27 protein-coding genes and 1 pseudogene are annotated in these 23295 nt (G+C 50.3%); all 28 read left to right on the top strand.

All coding sequences use genetic code 11. The features are described from left to right. Positions 1-7 precede the first annotated feature (7 nt). The 28 genes and pseudogenes from plsY (at position 8) to trpB (ending at position 23290) form a co-directional block, all read left to right on the top strand. Positions 8-619 carry a glycerol-3-phosphate 1-O-acyltransferase PlsY gene (gene plsY / locus DMN77_RS06815; protein WP_068781754.1) on the top strand — a complete coding sequence of 204 codons (612 nt, stop codon included), beginning with the start codon at positions 8-10 and terminating at the stop codon, positions 617-619. Continuing rightward, positions 612-1652 carry an NAD(P)H-dependent glycerol-3-phosphate dehydrogenase gene (locus tag DMN77_RS06810; protein ID WP_179014133.1) on the top strand — a complete coding sequence of 347 codons (1041 nt, stop codon included), beginning with the start codon at positions 612-614 and terminating at the stop codon, positions 1650-1652. Before plsY ends, DMN77_RS06810 begins: the two co-directional genes overlap by 8 nt. A gap of 142 nt (positions 1653-1794) precedes the next feature. Further along, on the top strand, positions 1795-2067 hold the full coding sequence (locus DMN77_RS06805; RefSeq protein WP_068781752.1) for a stage VI sporulation protein F: 273 nt from the start codon (positions 1795-1797) through the stop codon (positions 2065-2067). A 273-nt stretch (positions 2068-2340) separates the two neighbouring features. Continuing rightward, complete coding sequence (locus DMN77_RS06800) at positions 2341-2520, top strand: DUF2768 family protein (RefSeq protein WP_068781831.1); 180 nt, start codon at positions 2341-2343, stop codon at positions 2518-2520. A gap of 36 nt (positions 2521-2556) precedes the next feature. Continuing rightward, positions 2557-3195: a nucleotidyltransferase family protein gene (locus DMN77_RS06795; RefSeq protein ID WP_256872271.1), complete on the top strand. Its 639-nt coding sequence runs from the start codon at positions 2557-2559 to the stop codon at positions 3193-3195. 34 nt (positions 3196-3229) lie between these two features. Then, a complete protein-coding gene (locus DMN77_RS06790) occupies positions 3230-3577 on the top strand; it encodes a 2Fe-2S iron-sulfur cluster-binding protein (RefSeq protein ID WP_068781751.1) in 348 nt (115 codons plus the stop codon). Positions 3578-3594: 17 nt separating this feature from the next. Then, positions 3595-4365 carry a DUF3939 domain-containing protein gene (locus tag DMN77_RS06785; RefSeq protein ID WP_229521067.1) on the top strand — a complete coding sequence of 257 codons (771 nt, stop codon included), beginning with the start codon at positions 3595-3597 and terminating at the stop codon, positions 4363-4365. A gap of 421 nt (positions 4366-4786) precedes the next feature. Then, positions 4787-6265, top strand: a complete 1479-nt coding sequence (spoIVA, locus tag DMN77_RS06780; protein WP_068781828.1) for a stage IV sporulation protein A — start codon at positions 4787-4789, stop codon at positions 6263-6265. Between the two features lie 392 nt (positions 6266-6657). Further along, positions 6658-6930, top strand: a complete 273-nt coding sequence (locus DMN77_RS06775) for an HU family DNA-binding protein (RefSeq protein ID WP_068781750.1) — start codon at positions 6658-6660, stop codon at positions 6928-6930. A gap of 96 nt (positions 6931-7026) precedes the next feature. Beyond that, the gene (gene mtrB, locus DMN77_RS06770; protein WP_068781749.1) at positions 7027-7275 is read left to right on the top strand and encodes a trp RNA-binding attenuation protein MtrB; all 249 of its coding nucleotides are present in this window, start codon (positions 7027-7029) and stop codon (positions 7273-7275) included. 169 nt (positions 7276-7444) lie between these two features. Further along, entirely contained in the window at positions 7445-7972 is a 528-nt protein-coding gene (locus DMN77_RS06765) for a hypothetical protein (protein WP_179014131.1), read from the top strand. A gap of 113 nt (positions 7973-8085) precedes the next feature. Then, entirely contained in the window at positions 8086-8955 is an 870-nt protein-coding gene (locus tag DMN77_RS06760) for a heptaprenyl diphosphate synthase component 1 (RefSeq protein WP_179014130.1), read from the top strand. 15 nt (positions 8956-8970) lie between these two features. Continuing rightward, the gene (locus DMN77_RS06755) at positions 8971-9690 is read left to right on the top strand and encodes a demethylmenaquinone methyltransferase (protein WP_068781746.1); all 720 of its coding nucleotides are present in this window, start codon (positions 8971-8973) and stop codon (positions 9688-9690) included. Further along, positions 9690-10562 carry a UbiA-like polyprenyltransferase gene (locus DMN77_RS06750; RefSeq protein WP_068781745.1) on the top strand — a complete coding sequence of 291 codons (873 nt, stop codon included), beginning with the start codon at positions 9690-9692 and terminating at the stop codon, positions 10560-10562. The genes DMN77_RS06755 and DMN77_RS06750 overlap by 1 nt, the downstream gene beginning before the upstream one ends. Further along, a complete protein-coding gene (locus tag DMN77_RS06745; protein WP_068781744.1) occupies positions 10562-11185 on the top strand; it encodes a UbiX family flavin prenyltransferase in 624 nt (207 codons plus the stop codon). Before DMN77_RS06750 ends, DMN77_RS06745 begins: the two co-directional genes overlap by 1 nt. Next, entirely contained in the window at positions 11166-12032 is an 867-nt protein-coding gene (locus DMN77_RS06740) for a menaquinone biosynthesis protein (protein WP_179014128.1), read from the top strand. The genes DMN77_RS06745 and DMN77_RS06740 overlap by 20 nt, the downstream gene beginning before the upstream one ends. Further along, the gene (locus DMN77_RS06735; RefSeq protein ID WP_179014127.1) at positions 12029-13003 is read left to right on the top strand and encodes a polyprenyl synthetase family protein; all 975 of its coding nucleotides are present in this window, start codon (positions 12029-12031) and stop codon (positions 13001-13003) included. Before DMN77_RS06740 ends, DMN77_RS06735 begins: the two co-directional genes overlap by 4 nt. A gap of 104 nt (positions 13004-13107) precedes the next feature. After that, positions 13108-13551, top strand: coding sequence for a nucleoside-diphosphate kinase (gene ndk, locus DMN77_RS06730; RefSeq protein ID WP_068781741.1), 444 nt, complete (start codon positions 13108-13110; stop codon positions 13549-13551). Further along, positions 13542-14372, top strand: a complete 831-nt coding sequence (locus DMN77_RS06725; RefSeq protein ID WP_179014125.1) for a CheR family methyltransferase — start codon at positions 13542-13544, stop codon at positions 14370-14372. The genes ndk and DMN77_RS06725 overlap by 10 nt, the downstream gene beginning before the upstream one ends. A gap of 111 nt (positions 14373-14483) precedes the next feature. After that, complete coding sequence (locus DMN77_RS06720; RefSeq protein ID WP_179014124.1) at positions 14484-14660, top strand: hypothetical protein; 177 nt, start codon at positions 14484-14486, stop codon at positions 14658-14660. A gap of 243 nt (positions 14661-14903) precedes the next feature. Then, positions 14904-16073, top strand: coding sequence for a chorismate synthase (gene aroC, locus DMN77_RS06715; RefSeq protein WP_068781740.1), 1170 nt, complete (start codon positions 14904-14906; stop codon positions 16071-16073). Further along, positions 16073-17176, top strand: coding sequence for a 3-dehydroquinate synthase (gene aroB, locus DMN77_RS06710; protein WP_179014122.1), 1104 nt, complete (start codon positions 16073-16075; stop codon positions 17174-17176). Before aroC ends, aroB begins: the two co-directional genes overlap by 1 nt. Then, positions 17169-17540, top strand: a complete 372-nt coding sequence (gene aroH / locus DMN77_RS06705) for a chorismate mutase (RefSeq protein ID WP_068781738.1) — start codon at positions 17169-17171, stop codon at positions 17538-17540. Before aroB ends, aroH begins: the two co-directional genes overlap by 8 nt. A 441-nt stretch (positions 17541-17981) precedes the next feature. Beyond that, complete coding sequence (gene trpE / locus DMN77_RS06700) at positions 17982-19556, top strand: anthranilate synthase component I (RefSeq protein WP_068781737.1); 1575 nt, start codon at positions 17982-17984, stop codon at positions 19554-19556. A 5-nt stretch (positions 19557-19561) separates the two neighbouring features. Further along, positions 19562-20602, top strand: coding sequence for an anthranilate phosphoribosyltransferase (trpD, locus tag DMN77_RS06695; RefSeq protein ID WP_068781736.1), 1041 nt, complete (start codon positions 19562-19564; stop codon positions 20600-20602). Continuing rightward, positions 20592-21422 (top strand): indole-3-glycerol phosphate synthase TrpC, encoded by an 831-nt coding sequence (gene trpC / locus DMN77_RS06690; RefSeq protein ID WP_068781735.1) that lies wholly within the window; start codon positions 20592-20594, stop codon positions 21420-21422. Before trpD ends, trpC begins: the two co-directional genes overlap by 11 nt. Before the next feature lie 2 nt (positions 21423-21424). Next, a pseudogene (locus DMN77_RS23790) lies at positions 21425-22063 on the top strand (phosphoribosylanthranilate isomerase); the annotation flags it as partial. 27 nt (positions 22064-22090) lie between these two features. After that, a complete protein-coding gene (gene trpB / locus DMN77_RS23785) occupies positions 22091-23290 on the top strand; it encodes a tryptophan synthase subunit beta (protein ID WP_256872291.1) in 1200 nt (399 codons plus the stop codon). Positions 23291-23295: the final 5 nt, after the last annotated feature.

The raw sequence follows: 23295 nt of genomic DNA, 5'->3' as shown, positions 1-23295 counted from the left end.
CGACAAGTTGATTTTATCCGTCATTGCAGTTCTTGCTTCTTATTTGCTTGGTTCGGTCAGCTTTAGTGTGGTGATTGCCAAGGCGATCAAGGGAATCGATATTCGTCAGCATGGCAGCGGCAACGCCGGTGCTACTAATACGCTTCGGGTACTTGGAAAAGGGCCGGCGATTCTCGTGTTAACGCTTGATGTGCTGAAAGGGATCGCCGCAGTCTGGATAGGGCGCTGGCTAGGCGATGGTTCTGTATGGTTGCCTGCGCTATGCGGGATTGCGGTTATTATTGGTCATAATTGGCCGGTCTACTTCCGTTTCCGTGGAGGCAAGGGGATTGCTTCCACAATTGGAGTTATGGCATCCCTGTTCTTCTTTCCGGCATTATATGCTGGAATAATCGCGATTCTTTCGATCGTATTTACGAGATACGTGTCTCTAGGTTCATTATTATTCGTGTTGTTAACGCCTGTTTTTCTCGTTATATTTGAAGGCGTTGGTCCATATTTTTGGGTTAGTTTGCTCATTTGTCTCTTTGCGATCTGGAGACATCGGACAAATATCGTCAAGATTCTGCAGGGCAGAGAGAATAAGCTAGGTTCTAAGGGAGGGAGCAACGTTGGCTAGGAAGGTTGCTGTACTGGTAGCGGGAAGTTGGGGAACAGCGCTCGCAAGCGTGCTGGCGGATAAGGAGATGAATGTTGTCATCTGGACTCGCAATGAGTCGCAAAAGGACGAAATCAACCGTCTCCATACCAATGGACGTTTTCTGCCTGGGGTTACTTTACCTCCGAATTTGACCGCTACGACGGACATGCATGAGGCGATGGACGAGGCTGAGGCCGTAGTTATCGTCGCCCCTTCAGCTGCGATTCGTGAAGTTGCCCGGCAGATGCGTCCATATTGGACGGAAGGGATGTTGGTGGTGCATGCTACCAAGGGCTTTGAAACCGAATCACTCAAGCGTATCTCTACGGTAATTGCGGAGGAACTCGAATGCGAGGAAGGGCGGATCGTCGTTCTCTCCGGACCGAGCCATGCCGAGGAAGTTGTGAAGCGCTGCCCGACGACAGTGGTCGTAGCGGCTCTGGACGACTCAATGGCTATTCGTGCTCAGGATCTGTTCATGAATCCTTATTTCCGCGTTTATACGAATCGCGACATGGTCGGGGTCGAACTGGCGGGAGCGCTGAAGAACATTATCGCGCTTGGCGCGGGGATGTCCGACGGTCTGGGCTTTGGGGATAATGCCAAAGCAGCTTTGCTGACACGCGGACTCGCCGAGATTACTCGAATCGGTGCGGAGATGGGGGCCAATCCGCTTACTTTTGCCGGGCTGGCGGGAGTTGGCGACCTTGTCGTTACTGCGACAAGCCGTCATAGCCGTAACTGGCGTGCTGGTTATATGCTTGGCGAAGGCAAGAAGCTGGAGACGGTGTTAAGTTCTATGGGCATGGTTGTGGAAGGAATTCGCACCACGAAAGCGGCCCATACGCTTTCTGATATGTACAAGGTACAGATGCCGATTACCCAGCAGCTCTATCAGGTTCTGTTCGAGGGTCTCGATCCCAGGACAGCGGTGGAAGCTCTAATGGGGCGCGATAAGAAGACGGAGATGGAACTGATGTCCATCGAGACCTGGGAAACCTGGCATAAGTAGATAAGAGCATACCGTTTTCCGTCAACCAGGAAGCAGGCTGATGGCAGGGGATGGCCTACTTATTTTCTGAGCAGGAAGCCCACTCACCTTTTTCGTTCCGTTCTCATACTATGGGAAAGAGGACAACGGAGGAGGCGAACGAATGAACAATTTTTCCAAGGATGCTCTTAATGCCATCAACAAAAAAAGTGGTAAAAATATAACAGAAGGCACAGTCAAGAAGCTGGCCAGCAATGTGAAGCCGTCTACTATGCAAAATGAAGCCGAGCTGCGCAAGCTGATCAAACAGGTATCAGCGGCTGCCAAGGTGCCGGTTACGGAGAGTACTATAAATGAAATCGTCAGCGCAGTGAAGAAGAGCGGCATGAACGCGAGCAATATGCAAGCTCTGATGAAAATGATGATCAAGAAGTAAGTGGGCATTGATCTCCATTAATCATGGTGCTGCTATGTCGGGAATGGTCCTGCAGGAGATATAAATTCCTGTGGGGCTTTTTTGTTATTTTTATTTTATGCAATCGCGTAGCCTGTTTTCGGTCGAAATGCTATAATATTCATCATATCAATCAATGGAAATTTATAGCGCGTGTTCAAAAAGGTCGCTTTTCCTTGAATGGGCCTTGATCAGATTTTCTTACCGATGGTGGACTTTTTGAATAACCGATTATAGGAGTGTACAAATATGGTTCTGGATGCAATGACCAAAATGTGGCTGTCTATTGCCGCAATTCTCGTCATGGGCTTGTCCGTATTTCTGATTACGTTTGCAAGAACCAAGACGAAAGGGCTGCTTAAGGGGATACTTTCACTGGTTGCTTTCGTAATTATGTTGGCGGGCTTCCTGACGGGACTTATATCGATTACATAGATGGATTTCAGGCAGACTAAGAAAAGAGGGAATGACATGACGGATGGGATCAAGTCTGACATTAATAAGTATCCCGGGATGATCCCTGCATTAACAGAGCTGGCTGCAAGATTGCAGGAAGCGGAAGGCCTTTGGATGCTGGGGGGAAGCAGCAGCTTGCTGCTGCAAGGGGTGGCGATCCCCGCTGCACCGCGGGATATCGATGTATATGCGGATTTAAATGAGGCGAACCGGATTCACGAATTATTGCAGTCTATTGCGGTAGATGAGCCGCATTTCGATCGAACCGAGCGTTATGTCTCTGTATTAAGTCAATACTCTTTAGGCTCGATTTCGATAGAATTGGTCGGGGGATTCGAAGTAAGGTCGGAAGGCGGTGTCTATAGTACGGAGATCGCCGAGGTGCTGGCCTCATCCGCAGTGCAGACGAGGGTGCAGGGACAGTCGCTTAGCTTGATGCCTCTGGCTCATGAGTTCGTCTTTAACGTACTGAGGGGCCGTCCTGACCGTTATGTGAATATTGCCGCTGTGATGCGCAGGGAACCTCAGAAGCATATGCCGCTACTGGCCGTCCTTCTGAAGCGGAATCAATGGAATCGGGACCAGATCGCAAGGATGGCCGAGCTGTTGGATCAGCCGCTGCTATCATGGCCCTGGCAAGAATCCGACTATTAAGCCTAGCACATAAAGGATTGGAGGATAAGCGCTGATGGGACAGACACAGATAAGATTTAATCCTCCGCAAAAGGTAGTAAAAGTACGCCCAGGGACAAGCGTTCTCCGTGCTGCCCGGGAAGCCAGGGTGCATATCGCCACACGTTGTGGGGGGAAAGCGGCCTGCCTGATGTGCAAGGTCAAGGTGAATCCCGAACATGCCGCTGCGCTGCGGCCTCCTAATGATGCCGAGAGGCGCAAGCTTGGCTCGCTGCTTGACGAAGGATACCGTCTGGCATGCCAGGCAATCATCTGCGGCAGTGCTGAGGTTGAGCTGCCCGAGGACCCTCTGAAGGCGGCGATTAGAAAGCAATTGGAACAGCAAAGGCTGGATGAGATATAAACAAAGGGGGATGCTTGTTGAAACGCTTGAACCGTCATATCGTGAGCCGGCAATCCAGGATTTTTCCGGGTCTGGTTATGCTTGCCTGTCTGCTAATTCTATTATCGGGATGTATGTATCCAGGCGGGCAAGAACAGACCCCTACAAGATCTTACAGGGAGAGCGTCGAGCGTGTTCAACGGGCGCTTGATCAATTCCAGACCGACACGGGCATACTGCCGATCATTACCGCCGGCCCGGAAACGCCGAGATATGAGAAATACCGGATTGATATGATTCAGCTGCATGATAAGGGTTATTTGGAGGAGATGCCAAGCGCCGCATTTGAGCAAGGAGGCAGCGTTTATTTCCTGGTCTTAAATGAGGAAGTGGACCCTACAGTCAAGGTTATGGATCTATTAACCGTTCAGAAAGTAAATGATGTACAGCGAATGGTCGATAGCTACCGCAGCAAGCATGGCGGGGCTTCGCCTGTCCAGGATGGGCCGGAGGCTTACCCGGGTCTGAAACTGGTTGATTTGAAGCTGGCCGATGCACAAGACTATAAGGTGAGCAGTGTTTTCTCCGGTCAGGAGCAGCCGTTTCTTGTAGATGATGAGGGTATCGTCTATCTTGATTATGCCTTTGACATCATGCAGGTGATTGATAAATCCCAGCTGGATGCAAAGGAAGATCAGGAGAAGGATCTTAGAGAATATTTAACGGATCATTCCTATTACGTCCCTGTCAAGTCGCTGCCTTACAGCTGGTCGGAAGGAGCGCCTGCAGCTATGGCAACCGGGAAATAGCGTAACGATTAGTAGTATAAATAGGGCAAGTAATATAGGAATTAAAGAAGATTGCCGGATATTTTTTGGCAGTCTTCTTTTTTTATCCGTCATAACTAACCTCATATAATCATATGGATTCTATGTGGCGGAATCATGCCCGTAGGGCGTCTTTGCGACGCTTCAATTAAAAAAACGGTTTCTCTTGAAATTCCGTCATAAATCCGCGTCTGGTACATATGATGATACTAGTCCAAATGCATGTACGAGTTAACGCCGCTTTCGTTCAGTCTCACTCCACAGCGGTTCGCGGCGGCGGGCACGGGCAAGAGGAGCTGCCGCTCCTATTATAGCAGTAGGCGTTAAGGAATGAGAATGACGAAGCGGATGCTCTCAAAGCATTTTTCCTTCGGCAAAATTTGAGGAGGGGATATCATTGGTATTGGAGAAAGTAGACATTTATAAGGACATTGCCGAACGAACTGGAGGCGACATTTATCTCGGAGTTGTCGGAGCTGTCCGCACAGGGAAATCAACATTTATCAAGCGTTTTATGGAGACCGTCGTACTTCCGAACATCACCAACGAAGCGGATCGGGTCCGCGCAGTGGATGAGCTTCCGCAGAGTGCAGCCGGGAAGACGATTATGACGACAGAGCCTAAATTTGTGCCTAACAATGCGGTACAGATCAAGGTCTCTGAAGGTCTTGAGGTAAATGTAAGGTTAGTAGACTGTGTCGGTTATGCGGTAGAAGGCGCTAAGGGCTACGAGGATGAGAATGGTCCACGCATGATCTCAACGCCTTGGTTCGAAGAACCGATTCCGTTCCAGGAAGCAGCAGAGATTGGCACGCGCAAGGTCATTCAGGAGCATTCCACGCTAGGCGTTGTCGTTACGACGGACGGGACGATTGCTGATATTCCGCGTTATTCCTATGTGGACTCGGAGGAACGGGTAATAGCGGAATTGAAAGAAGTCGGTAAGCCGTTCGTATTGGTTATCAACTCGACAAAGCCGAGTAGCGAGGAAGCACAGCAGCTTCGCGGAGAGCTCGCCGCTAAATATGATATTCCAGTCATCACGCTCAGTGCAGCTACGATGACTGAGGAAGACGTAACAGGCGTTCTGCGAGAGGTACTGTATGAATTTCCGGTTCATGAAGTTAACGTCAATCTGCCGAGCTGGGTTATGGTGCTGAATGAAAACCACTGGCTGCGCAGCAATTACGAGAATTCTGTACGGGATACGGTCAAGGATATCCGCCGTCTGCGGGATGTGGATCGTGTCGTCAGTAATTTTATGGAATACGACTTCATCGACAAGGCTGGCCTCAGCGGTCTCAACATGGGGCAAGGTGTAGCGGAGATTGATCTCTATGCGCCGGATGACCTGTATGACCGCATCTTGATGGAGGTCGTTGGGGTTGAGATTCGCGGTAAGGATCATCTGCTTCAGCTGATGCAGGAATTTTCACACGCCAAGAGGGAGTATGACCGCTTCGCCGAGGCGCTGGAGATGGTCAAGACAACGGGCTACGGCATTGCCGCTCCTTCGCTGGCTGAGATGGCTCTCGACGAGCCGGAACTAATTCGTCAAGGTTCGAGATTCGGTGTACGCTTGAAAGCGACAGCTCCATCGATTCATATGATCCGGGTCGATGTCGAATCGGAATTTGCTCCGATTATCGGGACAGAGAAGCAAAGTGAAGAGCTCGTTCGCTATCTGATGCAGGACTTCGAGAACGATCCGATTAAGATTTGGGAATCCGATATTTTTGGTCGCTCCTTGCATTCGATCGTCAGAGAAGGAATTCAGGGCAAAATTGCCATGATGCCGGATAATGCCCGCTACAAGCTTCAAGAGACGCTCGGCCGCATTATCAACGAAGGCTCCGGCGGCCTGATCGCAATCATCTTGTAAATACATTCAAAGGCTTAGCTGCCAGCACCGGAAGGCCCGGGTGGGTTCAAGATTCGATGTCGGGATAACTTCCTGAATTGCTTCCTGATTCAAGGTGAACGCAGGTCCAAATGAATGAAATATCCGGTTTCCTCCTCTAAGTAACCGTGTGCTGCCGATGGGCTGCATGCGGTTACTTTTTACCTATTCATCGCTACTTGAAGTTAAAGAGCTTGAAAATATTGATTTCCTGTATTACTATAAATTTGTTCCGCGTCACTGAAAAGAGTGTAAAATTCAACTTTTATCAGGTATAAACAGGGGAATCACGCGGTTTAACGTATATTCTGCGGCAAAACGGAAACACAGAATATCAGAGTGAAGTATTTTATAGAGTAGGGAGGTGAATTGTAATGAATAAATCTGATTTGGTATCCAAAGTAGCTGAGAGCACAGAATTGTCCAAGAAGGATGCAACCAAAGCGGTTGATGCTGTATTCGAAGCTATTTCCGAAGCACTTCAAAGCGGAGACAAAGTTCAACTGGTTGGCTTTGGTAACTTTGAAGTTCGTGAGCGTTCCGCACGTAAAGGACGTAATCCGCAAACCGGAGAGGAAATCGAAATCCCTGCGAGCAAGATCCCCGCTTTCAAACCGGGTAAAGCGCTCAAAGACGGAATTAAATAAGATTTCTACATATCTTCTTTTGCGAAGGACCGTGGGCGTTAGTTCACGGCCTTTTCTTTTAGGAGATGTTCTGAAATAGAAAAGGAGCGGTTGATCATGGAGCAGCGTCATCAAGATGAGAATGAAACCTCAAATGGCGGGGATTACTTCGTCGTCAAGGCCAAGGACCAAGGCGTAACGGTCATCGGCTTAACGCGCGGCAAAGACACGCGGTTTCATCATACGGAGAAGCTGGATAAGGGTGAAGTGCTCATTGCGCAGTTTACTGATCATACCTCCGCCGTGAAGGTGAGAGGCAAAGCGGTCGTATATACGAAACATGGGATCATCGATACGGAAGAATGATTTTGGGATTGCAGGCATAGCCTGCTTTTTTCTTTTGTACAATGGAGATAGGGACAGAATAAATACGCGTTTAAAAGGGGGCTCCGATTGGTTTGTTAATCAACAGGGGACTTCTTAAACAACCTTATGAGACTGTATTTCCTTGATTACAGAAGAAGGAGGAAGGCCCATGAGACGGAAATGGCTGCTTCAACTGCTTATCGTATCGATCTTGAGCGTGGTCCTTCTGGCGGTTCTATCCAAACTGGACGGGCGGCTGCTGGAGAATGCAGCGGTCCATACGGTCTTTGCTGCTGGCCAGCCAGGAGAGCTGAACGATGACAATCTGGTAGATGGATTGATTGCGCTGCAGCTTCCTGTGCCCATATCCAAGGTGGATCTGAATGGCGGGATTTTGTCTGTGGATTTGAAGGTCACGGCTGATCAATTCGACAAGAGTCGGTTATATGCCGGGATGGCGGAGTTGAGCTCATTTGCGTTCGAGCGGACGACGAACGTTGATCAGCTGCTGCTGCGCCTGGTTGCCGAGGATCGCTGGCTGGGCACAAAATATTTGCTGCTGGCCGCGGATGTTCATAAGAATGAGTTGCCCCAGGGTGCGCTGGAAATGCTGCGAAATCACGGAGATCAGGAGTTGTCTGATGATTTGCTGCAATGGTTCCATATTACGAGGACGAATTTATGGCGGCAGTCGTAAATTGAGACAGGTCTTTCGTGCGCTGGGAATTAACATGTGATATAATATACAGGATTGTGGCATCGCTATTTTTAACGATTTGGATGCCAGTAATAGGTGCTCGGAGGCAGAGGATGAGACTTGATCGCATAACGGAACTGGCAAGAAAATATGTTGAATATGACATGATTTCAACTCACACGGAGCTTCCGGACTTCCCGGTACCCCGTGTTCGTTTGCTTTATACGTTTCTGACGGACAGGGAGGACGTGACGCAGAAATCGGCAGAGAACTGCGCGTTAGCGGCTTTTCTAGTACAGACAGGAATGGATACGCACGATCTGATCGATCTTGGCGACGGTGAGCAGCAGGAGAGCAAGATGCGCTCCAGGCAGCTCAAGGTGCTGGCCGGAGACTACTTCAGCAGTGTATTTTATGCCCTGTTAGCAGGAGCTGGAGAGATCGATATGGTATCGGCGATGAGCTCGGCGATATGCGAGGCGAACTCGCTCAAGGTCAAGCTCTATACGAAGCTGAAGCAGATGCTGCTGACGGCCGAGGATTATCTAAAAGAGAGCACTCAGGTGAAGATGTGCCTGTTCCTCGCTTTCTCCGGGCTGCTGGATAAATCCAAGCAGAATGTCTGGAGATTGATGCTTACTGAGTTAAGCCGCTGCGAAGTTGTGATGGATGAATTGAAGCACAGCTCCAGTATACCGGAAAAGCGACGCGGTTACGCTTACTTACATATTCTGGAGACCGGGACGTCGGAAGATAAAGAAATGCTGCGTCGTCATAGTGTCGGAGAACGGGAATGGGGCTCTATGCTCATTAAATACAATATGAAGGAGCAGCTGAGCGGACTGCTGCAGCAGTCTTTAGAACGCGCGCAGATGTTGCTTCAGGAGTGTAGAGGAGACAAGCTTCGCGCCGAGATCCACTCTGTGCTGGAGCCGTTCCAGAACGTACTATCGATACAGCGCCGAGCGGCGCAGGAAGGCTGAGGTGATCCCCAGAACATGAACAACGTTACTTCCAAACCGAAGGAACAATTCGTTCACTCTGTATTCGAGAGCATCGCTCCGAAATACGATATGATGAACGATCTTCTAAGCTTCCGCCGTCATAAGGCATGGCGTAAATTTACGATGAAGAAAATGAATATGCAGCCGGGAAATACAGCGATCGACCTCTGCTGCGGCACTTGCGACTGGACGATCAGTATGGCTGAGGCGAGCGGGGGGCAGATTACCGGGCTCGACTTCAGCGAGAACATGCTGGAATTCGGACGGAGGAAAGTGAGCGATCGCAATCTCAGTGACAAGATTTCTCTCGTACAGGGGAATGCGATGGCGCTGCCGTTCGAGGATAATAGCTTTGATTATGCAACGATCGGATTTGGGCTTAGAAATGTACCGGATCTGTATCAGGTGCTGCGCGAAATGCGCCGCGTCGTGAAACCAGGCGGCATGGTCGTATGTCTGGAATTGTCCAAGCCGACCTGGCAGCCGTTCAAAGGCATTTATTATTTCTATTTTCAGAAGATGCTTCCGCTACTAGGCAAGATGGTGGCGAAGAGATATGAACAATACAAGTGGCTGCCTGACTCGCTGGCCTCGTTCCCAGGTCGTGAGGAGCTTAAGGAAGCGTTCCGCGAGACGGGATTGGAACGAGTTGAGGCTTATCCTCTTACCGGCGGCATAGCTGCTTTACACATTGGAATCAAGGAGTCGCCATAATGCTAAAAAAGACGATCACATTTCTGCAGATGATCAAGTTTGAACATACGATTTTCGCCTTGCCCTTCGCTTTTATGGGGGCGTTACTCGGCTCGGTGGCTATCAATCATGTGTTGCCAACCTGGGCACAGATCGGTTGGGTGCTTATGGCCATGTTCGGAGCGCGCAGCGCAGCGATGGGGTTGAATCGTCTGATCGACCGGGTCAGCGATGCCAGGAACCCGCGCACCAAGGGGCGCGCCATACCGGCAGGGCTGCTGAAGATCGGCGAGGTTATTGCCTTTATCATTTTCTCTTTTGTATTATTGTTCTGGGCCGCAGCGGAGCTGGAGCCGCTATCTATGAAGCTGCTGCCGATCGCAGTCGTGATGCTGGTACTGTATTCTTATACGAAGCGCTTCACTTGGCTCTGCCATGTTGTGCTTGGGCTTACCGTTGCCTTAGCTCCTCTGGGCGGTTGGGCGGCCGTAACTGGCAAGGTCGATGCCTCCGCTATGGTCCTCTATCTGACAATATCCTTCTGGATCGCCGGATTTGATATTATTTACGCTTGCCAGGATGTTGAATTTGATGCGAAGGAAGGTCTGCACTCGATTCCGGTGAGATTCGGCGTTGCAGGCGCGCTCAAAATTGCTAAGGCATTCCATATTGCTACTGCGCTTGGTTTCGTATTGCTCTTATTCCTGGCCAATCTCGGCTGGTGGTATATTGCAGGTATGGTTATCGCTTATCTGATTCTATTCTATGAGCATCATATTGTGTCTCCTACGGATCTCAGCCGTCTGCAAACTGCATTTTTTAATATGAATGGAGTATTGAGTATCGTCGTCTTCACCTTTACGCTAATTGATTTGGTGGTGCAAAGCCATTGATGAGTCAGAACAGACGAAAAGCGATGGTTGTTGGCATCACGGGAGCAAGCGGGTCGATCTATGGGGTGAAGCTGATTCAAACCTTGCTTGGGGTTGGTTATAATGTGCATCTGGTTGTTTCCAATGCCGGCTGGCGGGTGATCAAGGAGGAGCTTGGCTGGGATGTATCCGATCGCAACCGTCTCATTGAAGAACATTTTAGCGGCTATGAGGGAGATTGTGTCTATCATCCGATTAATGATATCGGGGCGTCGATCGCCAGCGGGTCTTATCTGGTAGAGGGCATGATTGTGATGCCTTGCTCGATGGGCACCTTGTCTTCGATCGCTAATGGGACCTCGGATAACCTGATGGCGCGGGCGGCCGATGTTATGCTGAAAGAGGCTCGTCCGCTCGTGCTTGTTCCAAGGGAGACTCCGCTGCATGCCATTCATTTGGAGAATATGTTGAAGCTGGCCAGGCTGGGAGTAAGAATCATCCCTGCTATGCCGGCGTTTTATTTCGGTCCTACCAGCATCGATGATTTAGTGTCTTTTCTGGTAGGGAAGGTTCTGGATAATCTAAGAATCGAACATGCCTTGTTTAAGAGATGGGGGGATCACAATGAACAAGCGGGAAAATGACGACATCCTCATCGGCAAAATCAAATATACGAACTGCTGGCCGATGTTCCATCACTTTAAGCCTGATGCCCTTTCGCAGAAGGCAAGTCTCGTTACGGAAGTACCGTCTTTACTAAATCGTAGGATGCTTGAAGGGTCGCTGGACATCTCGCCGGTCTCCTCCTTTGCTTTTGGTTACGGTGCGGAACAGTTCGTTCTGCTGCCGGAGCTGTCGGTTAGCTCCAACGGCCCGGTAAATTCCATTTTGCTCTTCTCACGCAAGCCGCCGGAACAAATTCGGAACGGAGTGATCGCGTTAACGAACACTTCGGCGACCTCGGTAAACTTATTGAAGATCATTATGGAGAAAGCATATGGGGGAAGCCCAACCTATTGGGATAGCGAGCCTGATCTGGATCTTATGATGGCGAACAGCGACGCCGCTCTGCTGATTGGGGACAACGCGATTTCAGCCTCCTGGCACAATCGGGAGTTTATCGTTACGGATTTAGGGGAAGTCTGGAAACGATGGACAGGGTATGGAATGACGTTTGCCGTATGGGCGGTTCAGAAATCATTCGCCGAGAATCGGCCTGAATTGCTTGCCGAGGTGAGCCGTGCTTTCCATGACAGCAAGCGCAGAAGCTTAAGCGATCTGTCTTCGCTGGTTGAAGAGGCATGCAGGGAAATTGGGGGCACTCGCGATTACTGGCGTCATTATTTTAACAATTTGTGCTATGATTTTACTGAGCAGATGCAGAACGGGTTAGCCTTGTACTTCTCTTACGCCTATGAGATGGGGCTGCTGAAGCACAAGGTACATATCCATGTATGGAATGAGAATATGCTGACACGGGTGAAAGAATGAAGCTAATAGACATTTTCGGCGCGCTGAAAAAGGATATGGATTTTATTGAACGGCAGCTCTACAAAAGTATTGAAGGCGGGGATGAACTGCTGAGTGAGACGAGCCTTCATTTGCTGAAGGCGGGCGGTAAGCGGCTTCGTCCTGTATTTGTCTTGCTTGGCGGAAAGTTCGGACAATATGATCTCGAGAAGCTGCAGCATGTGGCTGTCCCGCTGGAATTGATCCATTCCGCCTCTCTCGTCCATGACGATGTTATCGACGATGCTGGAACACGTCGCGGCAAGCCTACCGTCAAGGCGAAATGGGACAACAGAATTGCAATGTATACCGGCGATTACATATACGCCAGGGCTTTGATGATGGCTACAGAGCTGAAAAATCCGGAGATTCACCGGACCCTTGCCAAAGCGATGGTACAAATGTCGATTGGCGAGATGGAGCAGATCCGTGATTTTTTTAATACGGAGCAATCGGTGCGTAATTACTTGCTAAGAATTCGCCGTAAGACGGCACTTCTTATCGCAATCAGCTGTCAGCTGGGTGCGCTCGCTGCCGAGGCTCCCAAAGAGATCCACTCGCTGCTGTACCAATATGGCTATAATGTCGGTATGGCTTTTCAAATTCGCGATGACCTGCTTGATCTATGCGGAACAGAGAAGATCATTGGCAAGCCACCGGGCAGTGATATGAGGCAGGGCAACATCACTTTGCCAGTCATCTATGCGCTGCAGGAAGAGAAGCTTCGGGAGCCTCTGCTTGCCGAGATCCGCGGAATTCATGCTGGCGATGGAAGCGGCAGCGTGTCCAAAGCGATCGATATGATCGTCTCAAGTCAGGGAATTACCCGTGCGGAGCAGTTGGCCGACCGCTTTATTGATAAAGCGATGAATGCTTTGGCGGGCTTGCCGGAAATGAAGCCAAGAGCGCATCTGAAGGAAATCGCTTTATTTATTAACAGGCGCACCTATTGAATACTACTTAACGGAACGCCATTTTTCTGTTAAAATACCAATGAAACCGCTATCTATAAATTTTTTCATGTAGAATGACAATGTAAAAATCGGGGGAGATTGCCTTGGAACGAACTTTTTTAATGGTAAAACCGGATGGTGTACAGCGCGGACTCATTGGTAGAATCGTTAGCAGATTTGAAGACAAGGGGTTCAAATTGGTTGCCGGTAAGCTGGTTCTAGTTACTGAAGAGCAAGCTAAACGTCATTATGCCGAGCATGAAGGCAAGAGCTTCTTTGGTGAATTGGTTGACTTTATTACGTCCGGTCCTGTGTTCGCTATGGTCTGGGAGGGCGATGATGTAATCGCTTTGTCAAGGCTCGTTATCGGTAAGACCAAGGTGACAGAGGCGCTTCCAGGTACGATTCGCGGTGATTTTGCGGCTCACACGCCATTTAATTTGATTCATGGCTCGGATAGCCCGGAGAGTGCTGAGCGGGAGATCGCTAACTTCTTCGAGTCGGAAGAATTACCGGGATATCAGAAGACGATTGACTCATGGATATAAATAAAATCGGATTTGGCGCGCTGCAGACAGAATCGTCAGATTATGATGCTGCCGATTATGCGGGATTCATTCAGAATGTAAAGCATAGTACAGGCATCGATTTGGCCCAGTACAAAGAAGCGCAAATGAAACGCCGTCTGACAACGCTGCGCAACAAAAACGGATACTCCAGCTTCACTTCCTTTTTCAAGGCGATGATGGATAACAAAACTCTGTTTTATGAGTTTCTGGATAAGATGACGATCAATGTATCTGAATTCTGGCGCAACCCGAACCGCTGGGAGGTGCTCCGCGATAAGGTGCTGCCCGTGCTCAGCAACGGGAGATCACGAATGAGAATATGGAGCGCTGCTTGTTCAACGGGGGAAGAGCCTTATACCTTGGCAATGATCCTTGCTGATCAAGGGCTGCTGCAAAGTACATATCTATTGGCCACGGATATTGATGAAGGGGCGTTATCCAAAGCGGCGCAGGGCCTATACCTGGAACGCTCGCTGAAGGATGTTCCGGCCGAGGTGAGCAAGCGGTACTTTACCCAGGACGGCATGATGTATCGGTTCGACGAAGGTCTGAAGAAGCAGGTCACCTTCAAGAAGCAAAATCTACTGGCCGATTCTTTTGAGGAAGGCTTTGATCTGATCGTATGCCGCAATGTAATGATCTACTTCACCGAAGAGGCGAAGCATGATCTGTACCATAAATTTGCCCGGGCGTTACGACCGGGAGGGGTCCTCTTCGTTGGCAGCACCGAGCAGATCTTCTCGCCGGGGCAATATGATCTGGAGACTTCAGAGACTTTCTTCTACCGCAAAAAAGCTTGATCCCACGCAGTATATTCCTGATGCTCTTGTCCGATAATGAGAAGTAACAGATGCAGTTCAAAAAGTCCGCTTTTGAACACGAACGATCAGGTATCTCGTGGAGGTCAGCTTATGGACAAGAGGAAGGTAATTAACGCATATCGCCGCGGGTTTCTTACCGCACAGGAATGTGCTCAGGTGCTCGGGATTGAGCGTCGGCAGCTCGAAGATCTGCTTACAGACAGTACAGAAGAGCTGTATCGGCATTCTTCTGCGACCGCAGGGCATAGACAGTCGGCAACGAAATAATACGAAAGCGCATCATCCTTCTGTGATTCAGGAGGGGGTGCGTTTTTGCTTTAGCTGTAAGAATTTATCTCCTATATAGTCACATTTCGATTGAGATGCTAGAATAGAATCTAACTTTGATCCGGTTGAGCCTTCGCGGCTTACGGTTTTCTTGTCAAAAGGAAAGATCATATACTATAATGAGCAGAGTAATTATCGGATTTTAGTTCTTTACAGTTTAACAGTTTAAAGGGGGAACGCAGCATGAGTTTGCGTTATTTAACGGCTGGGGAGACACATGGTCCTCAGTTGACTGCTATTATCGAGGGATTGCCCAGCAATCTGCATCTGGATTTTGAGGCGCTTAATAATGAGCTTGCCCGTCGTCAGAAGGGCTATGGCCGTGGCAGACGGATGCAAATCGAGAAAGATACCGCGGCTATTGTTGGTGGCGTTCGCCATGGATATACGACCGGAGCGCCTGTCGCTGTCGTAGTAGAGAATAATGATTGGACGCATTGGCGAAACATTATGAATATTAAGCCTGTTGAAGGCACTGACGAAGAGAAACGTCGTGTTCATCGTCCTCGTCCGGGTCACGCTGACTTGAATGGCGGGCTCAAATATGATCTGAAGGATCTGCGCAATGTGCTGGAACGCTCCAGTGCACGTGAGACCGCAGTACGTGTTGCTGTTGGGGCGATCGCCAAGCAATTCCTGGGCCGCTTTGGCATTAAAATCGGCGGTCAGGTGAAGAGGATCGGCGAGATCGAAGCTCCGCCCCATCATTTGTCTCTGGATGAGCTGATAGAGATCACTGAACAATCCTCTGTCCGGGTAGCGGATAAGGCTACAGAGAAGAAGATGGAGGAATACATCGATAAAATTAAGGCCGAAGGCGATTCGATCGGCGGGATCGTTGAATGTATCGTTGAAGGCGTGCCAGTTGGACTTGGCAGTCATGTGCAATATGACCGCAAGCTTGATGGGCGTATCGCTCAAGCGGTGATGTCGATTAATGCCTTCAAAGGCGTGGAGATCGGCATCGGCTTTGAAGCGGGCACAATACCTGGTTCCCAGGTGCATGATGAGATTCTGTACAGCGAGGAGCGCGGATACTATCGGGCAAGCAATCGCCTTGGCGGCTTCGAAGGCGGGATGACGAACGGCATGCCGATTGTTGTACGTGGGGTCATGAAGCCGATCCCGACGCTTTATAAGCCGCTGCAGAGCATTGATATTGATACGAAGGAGCCATTTACCGCTCAGGTGGAACGCTCGGATGCATGTGCTGTACCCGCGGCGAGCGTAGTGCTGGAGCATGTTGTAGCTTGGGAAGTGGCGAAGGCTTTCCTTGAGAAATTCGGCGGCGACTCCATCGAAGAGATTGAGCGCAACTACAAGGGCTACCTGGCTCAATTGGAGGCCTACTAATGAGAACGCTGGAAGTAGATTTGGGCGATCGATCTTACCCGATCTATATTGGCGGAGGTTTGCTGGAGCAAGCAGGCGCTTATTTTGAGCGTCATGGATTAACGAAGAAGAGCCCGGTGCTGATCGTTACAGATACGCATGTGGCGCCGCTGCATTTGCAGAAGGTTGAAGCCTCATTGCAGTCGAGCGGTTACCGGACCATTCATCACATTGTCGAGGCCGGAGAGCCTTCCAAATCACTAGCCGTATTTGAGGAAGTCATGACGACGGCGATTGAGAGCGGTCTGGATCGGAAATCTTCCGTTGTAGCTCTCGGAGGCGGTGTGGTTGGCGATTTGGCGGGATTCGTGGCTGCTTCTTACATGCGCGGGGTAAACTTTATACAGATGCCAACGACCATTCTGGCTCATGACAGCAGCGTTGGCGGGAAGGTAGCGGTCAATCACCGTCTGGCTAAAAACATGATCGGTGCCTTCTATCAGCCTGAGATGGTTCTCTATGATGTCAGTTCATTGCAGACCCTGCCGGATCGTGAGGTTCGCGCAGGCTTGTCCGAGATGGTGAAGCATGGCTTGATCTGGGATCAGCAGTTCGCCGACTGGTGCGGGGACAATGCGGGAAAATTGCTGTCATTGGACCCGGAAGCACTGGAATATGGTCTGATCCAGGGCTGTGAGATTAAAGCGAAGGTTGTAGCGGCTGACGAGCGGGAGCAGGGACTGCGCGCGATCCTCAATCTCGGCCATACGCTTGGTCATGCGATTGAGGCCACCGGAGGTTATGGCGAGTATTTGCACGGCGAGGCCATCTCCATAGGGATGGCTGCAGCGGCTCTGATTGCCGTTCATCGCGGCAGAGAGGCAGCGTTATATGAGAGGACTGTAGAGCTTCTGCGAGGATTCGGACTTCCCACAGCCATGCCAGAGCATTTGGAGGAAGAGCAGCTGATCTCGGCCATGATGCATGATAAGAAGTTTACAGAGAACAAAATTGTATTCGTACTCCCGGTTCAACTCGGAAAGGTAGAGATCGTCTCCGATGTAACGCTAGACGAGGTGCGCCGGGTTATCGCGGAATTGAAAGGGGAAAGACAGAATGTATAATCGCGGCATCCGCGGAGCAACGACGGTAGCTCATAACGAGGAACAGGAAATTTTGGACGCTACAGCAGAGCTATTGAAGAAGGTCGTCGCTGCCAACGAGATATTGCCTGAGGATATTTGCAGTGTCTGGATCACCGTTACGCCGGATCTTGATGCCGCATTTCCCGCCAAGGCAATTCGTGTGCTGCAGGGCTGGGATATGGTTCCGCTGATGTGTTCGACCGAAATTCCGGTCAAGAACGCGCTTCCGAGATGCATCCGACTGTTGATTCATGTAAATACGAATAAAACGCAGCGGGAAATGAAGCATATCTATATGAATGAGGCGAGAAGCCTTCGCCCCGATATCAGCACGCAAGCTTAGTGCCCGGATAATGATGTCTGGTTTAGGCAAAAAAAGAAAGTTGCCAACTTGTAAAGAATCATGTATATTAACTTTAAGATTTTGGTTAAGAATGTTTATTGAGCTAAGTAGAGTTGAGATGAGCAGAGCTGAGTTTAGCTGAGAGAGTAGTCTAGTTCAGATATTATGCCTGAAATCGTCAGGACATACAGTGGATGAATCTATAGGGGAACCTATACCACGGGACGGGTGTATTTATTGTTCCGTAGAAATTATGAGACTCCAGTTTATTTTGGAATCCGTTATTTCTGTGATTTTTCATTCCTTATGCCTGTTGGCATCGTACAGGACAGACATCACTTTATACTGTGAATCTAAGCAACCTCTACTTCGGTAGAGGTTTTTTTGTTTTCAGCTTGAACTACTCGTATTACAAAGATGAGAAGAAGGAAGTGATCGAGCATGACAACCCCACAGGTTGAGCAGGTAATTGCACTGGCCAAAGACTATAATTTGATTCCGATCGTACGCACATTGCTGGCGGATATGGAGTCGCCTATCCGTATTTTTCGGCGTATCGCCGAGCGGGAACGGGCATTTTTGCTGGAGAGTGTAGAGGGTGGTGTGAATTGGGCGCGCTATTCCTTCATCGGCAAAGATCCGTTTATGATGATTACCGCTAAGAAAGGCCAGCTAGTTGTAGAGCGCGGCGGCGTCAAGGAGCAGAAGCAATCGCAAAAGCCTGTGGAGGAGCTTCGCTCCATCCTGCGGGGTTTCCGAAGCCCGATGCTTCCGGAACTGCCTCCTTTCACCGGAGGAGCTATTGGTTTCTTTGGATATGATCTGCTCCAGTATTATGAGAAGCTGCCGGAGCACCAAATTGATGATCTTCAGATGAATGACCTGCAGTTCATGTTCTGCGACCAGATTATTGTCTTTGATCATGTGAAGCAGCGCATTCTGCTGATTGCCAATGTGCATGTCAAGGATGGAGCTCTCGAGGAGGATATACGCAGGGCTTACCAGGAGGCGGAGCTTAAGCTTGATGAAGCAGCCGCATTTCTGCAGGAGGAGGACCCGGCCGAGAAGTTCAACCGGCAGCCGATTCCCGCGCAAGTGGAGCTTGGGGACGTTCGGTCCAATCTAACGAAGGAACAGTTTATAGCGAACGTAGAGAAGGGCCGGGAGTATATCCGGGCCGGAGATATATTTCAAGTGGTATTATCGCAGCGGTTCCATATCGAGACAGAGGTTGATCCGCTGCATGTATATAGAGTACTGAGAACGCTGAATCCCTCGCCATATATGTATTATCTCAAAATGGACGACGAGATTATCGTCGGTACATCGCCTGAGGTGCTAGTGAAGGTGGAGGGAGAGCGGGTCGAGACCCGGCCAATAGCCGGTTCGAGACCACGAGGTGCGACGACTGCGGAGGATCTGGCGCTTGAGGCCGAGCTGCTGCAGGATGAGAAGGAACGGGCGGAACATCTGATGCTGGTTGATTTAGGACGTAATGATCTTGGCAGAGTATCGGAGTTCGGCAGTGTAAAATGCGAGTCCTATATGAATATTGAGCGCTACTCGCACATTATGCATATGGTCTCCAAGGTATCCGGCAAAATGCGAAACGACAAGGATTTCTTCGATGCCTTTCTGTCCTGTATGCCGGCGGGAACCGTATCAGGCGCGCCGAAGCTGAGAGCGATGGAGATCATCGCCGAGCTGGAGCAGCAGGCCAGAGGAACTTATGCCGGAGCGATCGGATATCTGGGGTTTTCAGGGAATATGGACTCTTGTATTACAATCCGGACGATTGTATTCAAGAACGGCAAGGCTTATGTGCAGGCCGGGGGCGGGATCGTATGGGACTCGGTGCCGGAGAATGAATATCAAGAGTCAGTGAATAAGGCGAAGGCGCTGTTAACGGCCATTCGGATGGCTGAGCAGATGTTCCCGGTGCAAGAGAAGGATGAAGCGGTGATTAATCAGGATTATTTATATGAATACACGCCTGCGGGGCTAAGAAGGGAGTAGAGAGGATGAACGGACAACAAATTGTGCAAAGCGGGTTGCAGCGGGTCATTGCCGGCCAGCATTTGGCAAGGCAAGAAGCGAAGGAAGTTATGGAAGTCATTATGAGCGGAGAATCAACTCCGGCACAAATTGGCGGCCTTCTGACGGCTTTGAGAATTAAGGGTGAGACGATCGAAGAAATCACTGGGTTTGCCGAGGCGATGCGCCTGCAGGGCAACCGGATGTATACGGAATCATCCCGGTTGTTGGATACTTGCGGCACTGGCGGCTCTGGCATTCACAAATTCAATATTTCAACGACCTCGGCTATCGTTGCCGCCTCGGTATCTGTTCGTGTAGCCAAGCACGGCAACCGCTCTGCTTCTGGCCGCGCCGGCAGCGCAGATGTATTAGAGGCGCTTGGCGTGAATATCCATCTGGATGCAGAGCAGGCGAAGCGCTGTCTCGACCAGATCGGAATCTGCTTCCTGTTCGCGCAGATTTATCATCCATCAATGAAGTATGCGGCAGGGCCGCGTAAAGAATTGGGAGTGCGGACGGTATTCAACATGCTTGGTCCGTTGACGAATCCGGCCGGTGCTGACCGACAGGTGCTGGGAATCTATGATGCCGACAAGACCGAGACGATTGCTAGCGTACTTCGTGAGTTAGGCTCCAAACGAGCTCTTGTTGTAACAAGCAGGGAAGGGCTCGACGAGATCAGCATCTCCTCACCAACCCTGATCTCGGAGCTGAAGGACGGAGAAGTGAACACCTATGAAATTCAGCCGCAAGATATCGGCTTGAAAGCTTATCCGCTTAGTGAAATGATGGGAGGAGACCCGGCTACGAACGCCGAGATTATCTCGCGGGTGCTTCAAGGCGAGAAAGGGGCTTACCGCGATGTGGTGCTGGCGAATGCCGGCGCATGCATTTATGTGTCTGGCCTGGCTGACAGCATCCGTGAGGGAGTCGTCATTGCCGCCGAGTCGATCGATTCCGGGAAAGCATATAGCAAGCTGCAACAGCTTATTCATACAACGGAGGACTTAAGTTATGTATCTTGATAAAATCGTCGAGACGAAGAGACAGGAAGTTCTGAAGCTGAAAGACCGATTAACACGAACGGAAGCAGAGCGGCAAATCGCTTTGCTTCCGTCAACACGGGGATTTCATCAGGCGCTCTCCGTGAGGAAGAAGCGGCAATTAGGGCTGATCGCCGAGGTGAAGAAGGCATCGCCATCCAAAGGGCTGATCCGTCCTGACTTCAATCCATTGGAGATCGCGCGCAGCTATGAGTCGGCAGCAGCGGATTGTATTTCGGTCTTGACCGATGAGGTCTATTTTCAGGGAAGCGGCTCTTATTTGCAGCAAATCCGCGACCATGTCAAGCTCCCGCTGCTGCGCAAGGATTTCATCATCGATGAAATGCAGATCTATGAGGCCAGGCTCCTCGGGGCAGATGCGATTCTGCTGATTGCTGCCATTCTGGATGACGAACAGCTTCACAGGTTTATGCAGACGGCTGCTGCACTGGATCTGGACGTTCTGCTTGAAGTCCATGATCGGAATGAAATGGAGCGAGCTCTATCGTTAGAAAATGCCCTGCTTATCGGAATCAATAATCGAAACCTTCATACGTTTGAGACGCGCCTTGAGGTAACGGCTGAATTATCCTCTATAGTACCCGCGGGAGTGACGCTGATCAGCGAGAGCGGAATTCGTACTTCTGAAGATGTGAAGTATTTGGCCCAGACTGGTGCGAAGGGGCTGCTCATCGGCGAGACGTTTATGAGACAGCCGCGCGTCGATCAAGCGGTGAATGAATTGATGGGTGTGCTGGAGCAAGATGGGGTTGGGGCTGTCTTGCGGAAGGAGCGTTCCTGAAAATGAATGAAACTACCGTAAAAATATGTGGACTTCAATCCGTTGAAGTGCTAAAATCGATGATACATTTACCCGTAGATTATATTGGATTTGTCTTTGCCAAGAGCAAGCGGCAAGTAAGTACAGCCCAGGCGGCCGAGCTGGCGTCGCAGCTGAAGGGATGGAAGACTTCAATACTCCCAAAGAGCGTTGGCGTCTTTGTAAATCCTGAGCTGGCGGAGTTATCCTATACGGTGAAGACAGCGGGGCTGGATGCGGTGCAATTGCATGGAAGTGAAAGTCCGGAGTTCTGCCGGGAGGTGCGGGAACGACTGGGCGTTCAGGTGATCAAGGCCTTCTCCGTGCAGGAGAACGGAACCCTGAGTGGGGAATTAGTGATTGAAGATTATGCAGGCGTCGTGGACGCTGTTCTGCTGGACACCTATGACCCGGTTTATGGCGGTGGTTCGGGGATATCCTTTGCCTGGGAGAAAGCTCTCCCTTATCAGGCTTGGGCCAAGGCGCAAGGTGTTCCCTGCTGGATGGCCGGCGGGTTGAATCCCGATAACGTAAATGAACTAGTAAGCAAGCTGCACCCGGGTGGTGTAGATGTATCGAGCGGTGTGGAGATCAATGGAAGCAAGGATATAGATAAAATAACAGCATTTGTGGAGAGGGTGAAGGGGAAGATGGCACAAGTTCCTGATGAGCACGGGCGGTTCGGTCCGTTTGGCGGCCGTTATGTCCCGGAGACATTAATGAACGCGTTAATTGAGCTGGAGGAGTCCTATAATCGATATAAGGATGACACCGGTTTTCAGGCGGAAATCGCCTATTTGCTGAAGCAGTATTCAGGTAGGGAGACCCCGCTGTATTATGCGGAGCGACTGACCGAAAGCCTGGGTGGTGCGAAGATCTACTTGAAGCGCGAGGATTTGAACCATACTGGAGCCCATAAAATCAATAACGCGATCGGCCAGGCGATTCTGGCAAAACGGATGGGCAAGAAAAAAGTCATTGCTGAGACAGGCGCAGGCCAGCACGGGGTGGCTACGGCTACGGTTGCAGCACTGCTCGGTCTGGAGTGCAAGGTATTCATGGGAGAAGAAGATACGAAGCGTCAACAGCTTAATGTGTTTCGCATGAAGCTGCTTGGCGCAGAGGTCGTGCCGGTGATGTCCGGAACACGCACTTTGAAGGACGCTTGTAATGAGGCGCTGCGCTACTGGGTCAGCCATGTCGAGGACACCTTCTATATTCTTGGTTCGGCGACCGGACCGCATCCTTATCCGATGATGGTCCGCAATTTCCAGCGAATTATCGGCGATGAGACGCGTCGCCAGATATTGGACGCGGAAGGAAGACTGCCGGATATGCTCGTCGCTGCGGTTGGTGGTGGCAGCAATGCGATCGGCATGTTCTATCCTTTTATTGAAGATACAGCTGTACAATTGGTTGGTGCCGAGGCAGCGGGAAGAGGCGTTGATACGGAATTTCATGCGGCAACGATGACGAAGGGAAGCAAAGGGGTATTCCAAGGCTCGCTTAGTTATTTGCTGCAGGATGAATACGGACAGGTTAAGCCGGCGCATTCCATCTCCGCGGGTCTCGACTATCCGGGTATCGGTCCGGAGCATTCCTATTTGAAGGATATAGAGCGGGCGCGGTACTACCCGATTACCGATCAGGAGGCGTTAGATGCACTTCAGCTGCTGAGCAGAACCGAAGGAATCATTCCGGCGCTGGAATCGGCACATGCTGTAGCTCAAGTCATGAAGATGGCGCCGGAGATGATTAGTGAAGAGATCATCGTAATCTGTCTGTCAGGGCGTGGAGATAAGGATGTGGAGTCGATTATGGCTTACACGGAAGGGGGCGCTGCGCTATGAAATCC

This window comes from Paenibacillus sp. 79R4, from assembly GCF_013393165.1.
GTDB lineage: Bacteria > Bacillota > Bacilli > Paenibacillales > Paenibacillaceae > Fontibacillus.
This window is presented reverse-complemented; position numbering and strand designations above follow the sequence as displayed.

Coding starts and splice junctions, on each gene's coding strand:
- trpD (WP_068781736.1), top strand. CDS start 19,562: ATGAACGGACAACAAATTGTGCAAAGCGGGTTGCAGCGGGTCATTGCC.
- trpB (WP_256872291.1), top strand. CDS start 22,091: ATGGCACAAGTTCCTGATGAGCACGGGCGGTTCGGTCCGTTTGGCGGC.
- DMN77_RS06805 (WP_068781752.1), top strand. CDS start 1,795: ATGAACAATTTTTCCAAGGATGCTCTTAATGCCATCAACAAAAAAAGT.
- DMN77_RS06765 (WP_179014131.1), top strand. CDS start 7,445: ATGAGACGGAAATGGCTGCTTCAACTGCTTATCGTATCGATCTTGAGC.
- aroC (WP_068781740.1), top strand. CDS start 14,904: ATGAGTTTGCGTTATTTAACGGCTGGGGAGACACATGGTCCTCAGTTG.
- aroH (WP_068781738.1), top strand. CDS start 17,169: ATGTATAATCGCGGCATCCGCGGAGCAACGACGGTAGCTCATAACGAG.
- DMN77_RS06750 (WP_068781745.1), top strand. CDS start 9,690: ATGCTAAAAAAGACGATCACATTTCTGCAGATGATCAAGTTTGAACAT.
- DMN77_RS06760 (WP_179014130.1), top strand. CDS start 8,086: ATGAGACTTGATCGCATAACGGAACTGGCAAGAAAATATGTTGAATAT.
- DMN77_RS06755 (WP_068781746.1), top strand. CDS start 8,971: ATGAACAACGTTACTTCCAAACCGAAGGAACAATTCGTTCACTCTGTA.
- DMN77_RS06735 (WP_179014127.1), top strand. CDS start 12,029: ATGAAGCTAATAGACATTTTCGGCGCGCTGAAAAAGGATATGGATTTT.
- trpC (WP_068781735.1), top strand. CDS start 20,592: ATGTATCTTGATAAAATCGTCGAGACGAAGAGACAGGAAGTTCTGAAG.
- DMN77_RS06790 (WP_068781751.1), top strand. CDS start 3,230: ATGGGACAGACACAGATAAGATTTAATCCTCCGCAAAAGGTAGTAAAA.
- DMN77_RS06745 (WP_068781744.1), top strand. CDS start 10,562: ATGAGTCAGAACAGACGAAAAGCGATGGTTGTTGGCATCACGGGAGCA.
- DMN77_RS06795 (WP_256872271.1), top strand. CDS start 2,557: ATGACGGATGGGATCAAGTCTGACATTAATAAGTATCCCGGGATGATC.
- DMN77_RS06720 (WP_179014124.1), top strand. CDS start 14,484: ATGGACAAGAGGAAGGTAATTAACGCATATCGCCGCGGGTTTCTTACC.
- DMN77_RS06775 (WP_068781750.1), top strand. CDS start 6,658: ATGAATAAATCTGATTTGGTATCCAAAGTAGCTGAGAGCACAGAATTG.
- DMN77_RS06740 (WP_179014128.1), top strand. CDS start 11,166: ATGAACAAGCGGGAAAATGACGACATCCTCATCGGCAAAATCAAATAT.
- trpE (WP_068781737.1), top strand. CDS start 17,982: ATGACAACCCCACAGGTTGAGCAGGTAATTGCACTGGCCAAAGACTAT.
- DMN77_RS06725 (WP_179014125.1), top strand. CDS start 13,542: ATGGATATAAATAAAATCGGATTTGGCGCGCTGCAGACAGAATCGTCA.
- mtrB (WP_068781749.1), top strand. CDS start 7,027: ATGGAGCAGCGTCATCAAGATGAGAATGAAACCTCAAATGGCGGGGAT.
- aroB (WP_179014122.1), top strand. CDS start 16,073: ATGAGAACGCTGGAAGTAGATTTGGGCGATCGATCTTACCCGATCTAT.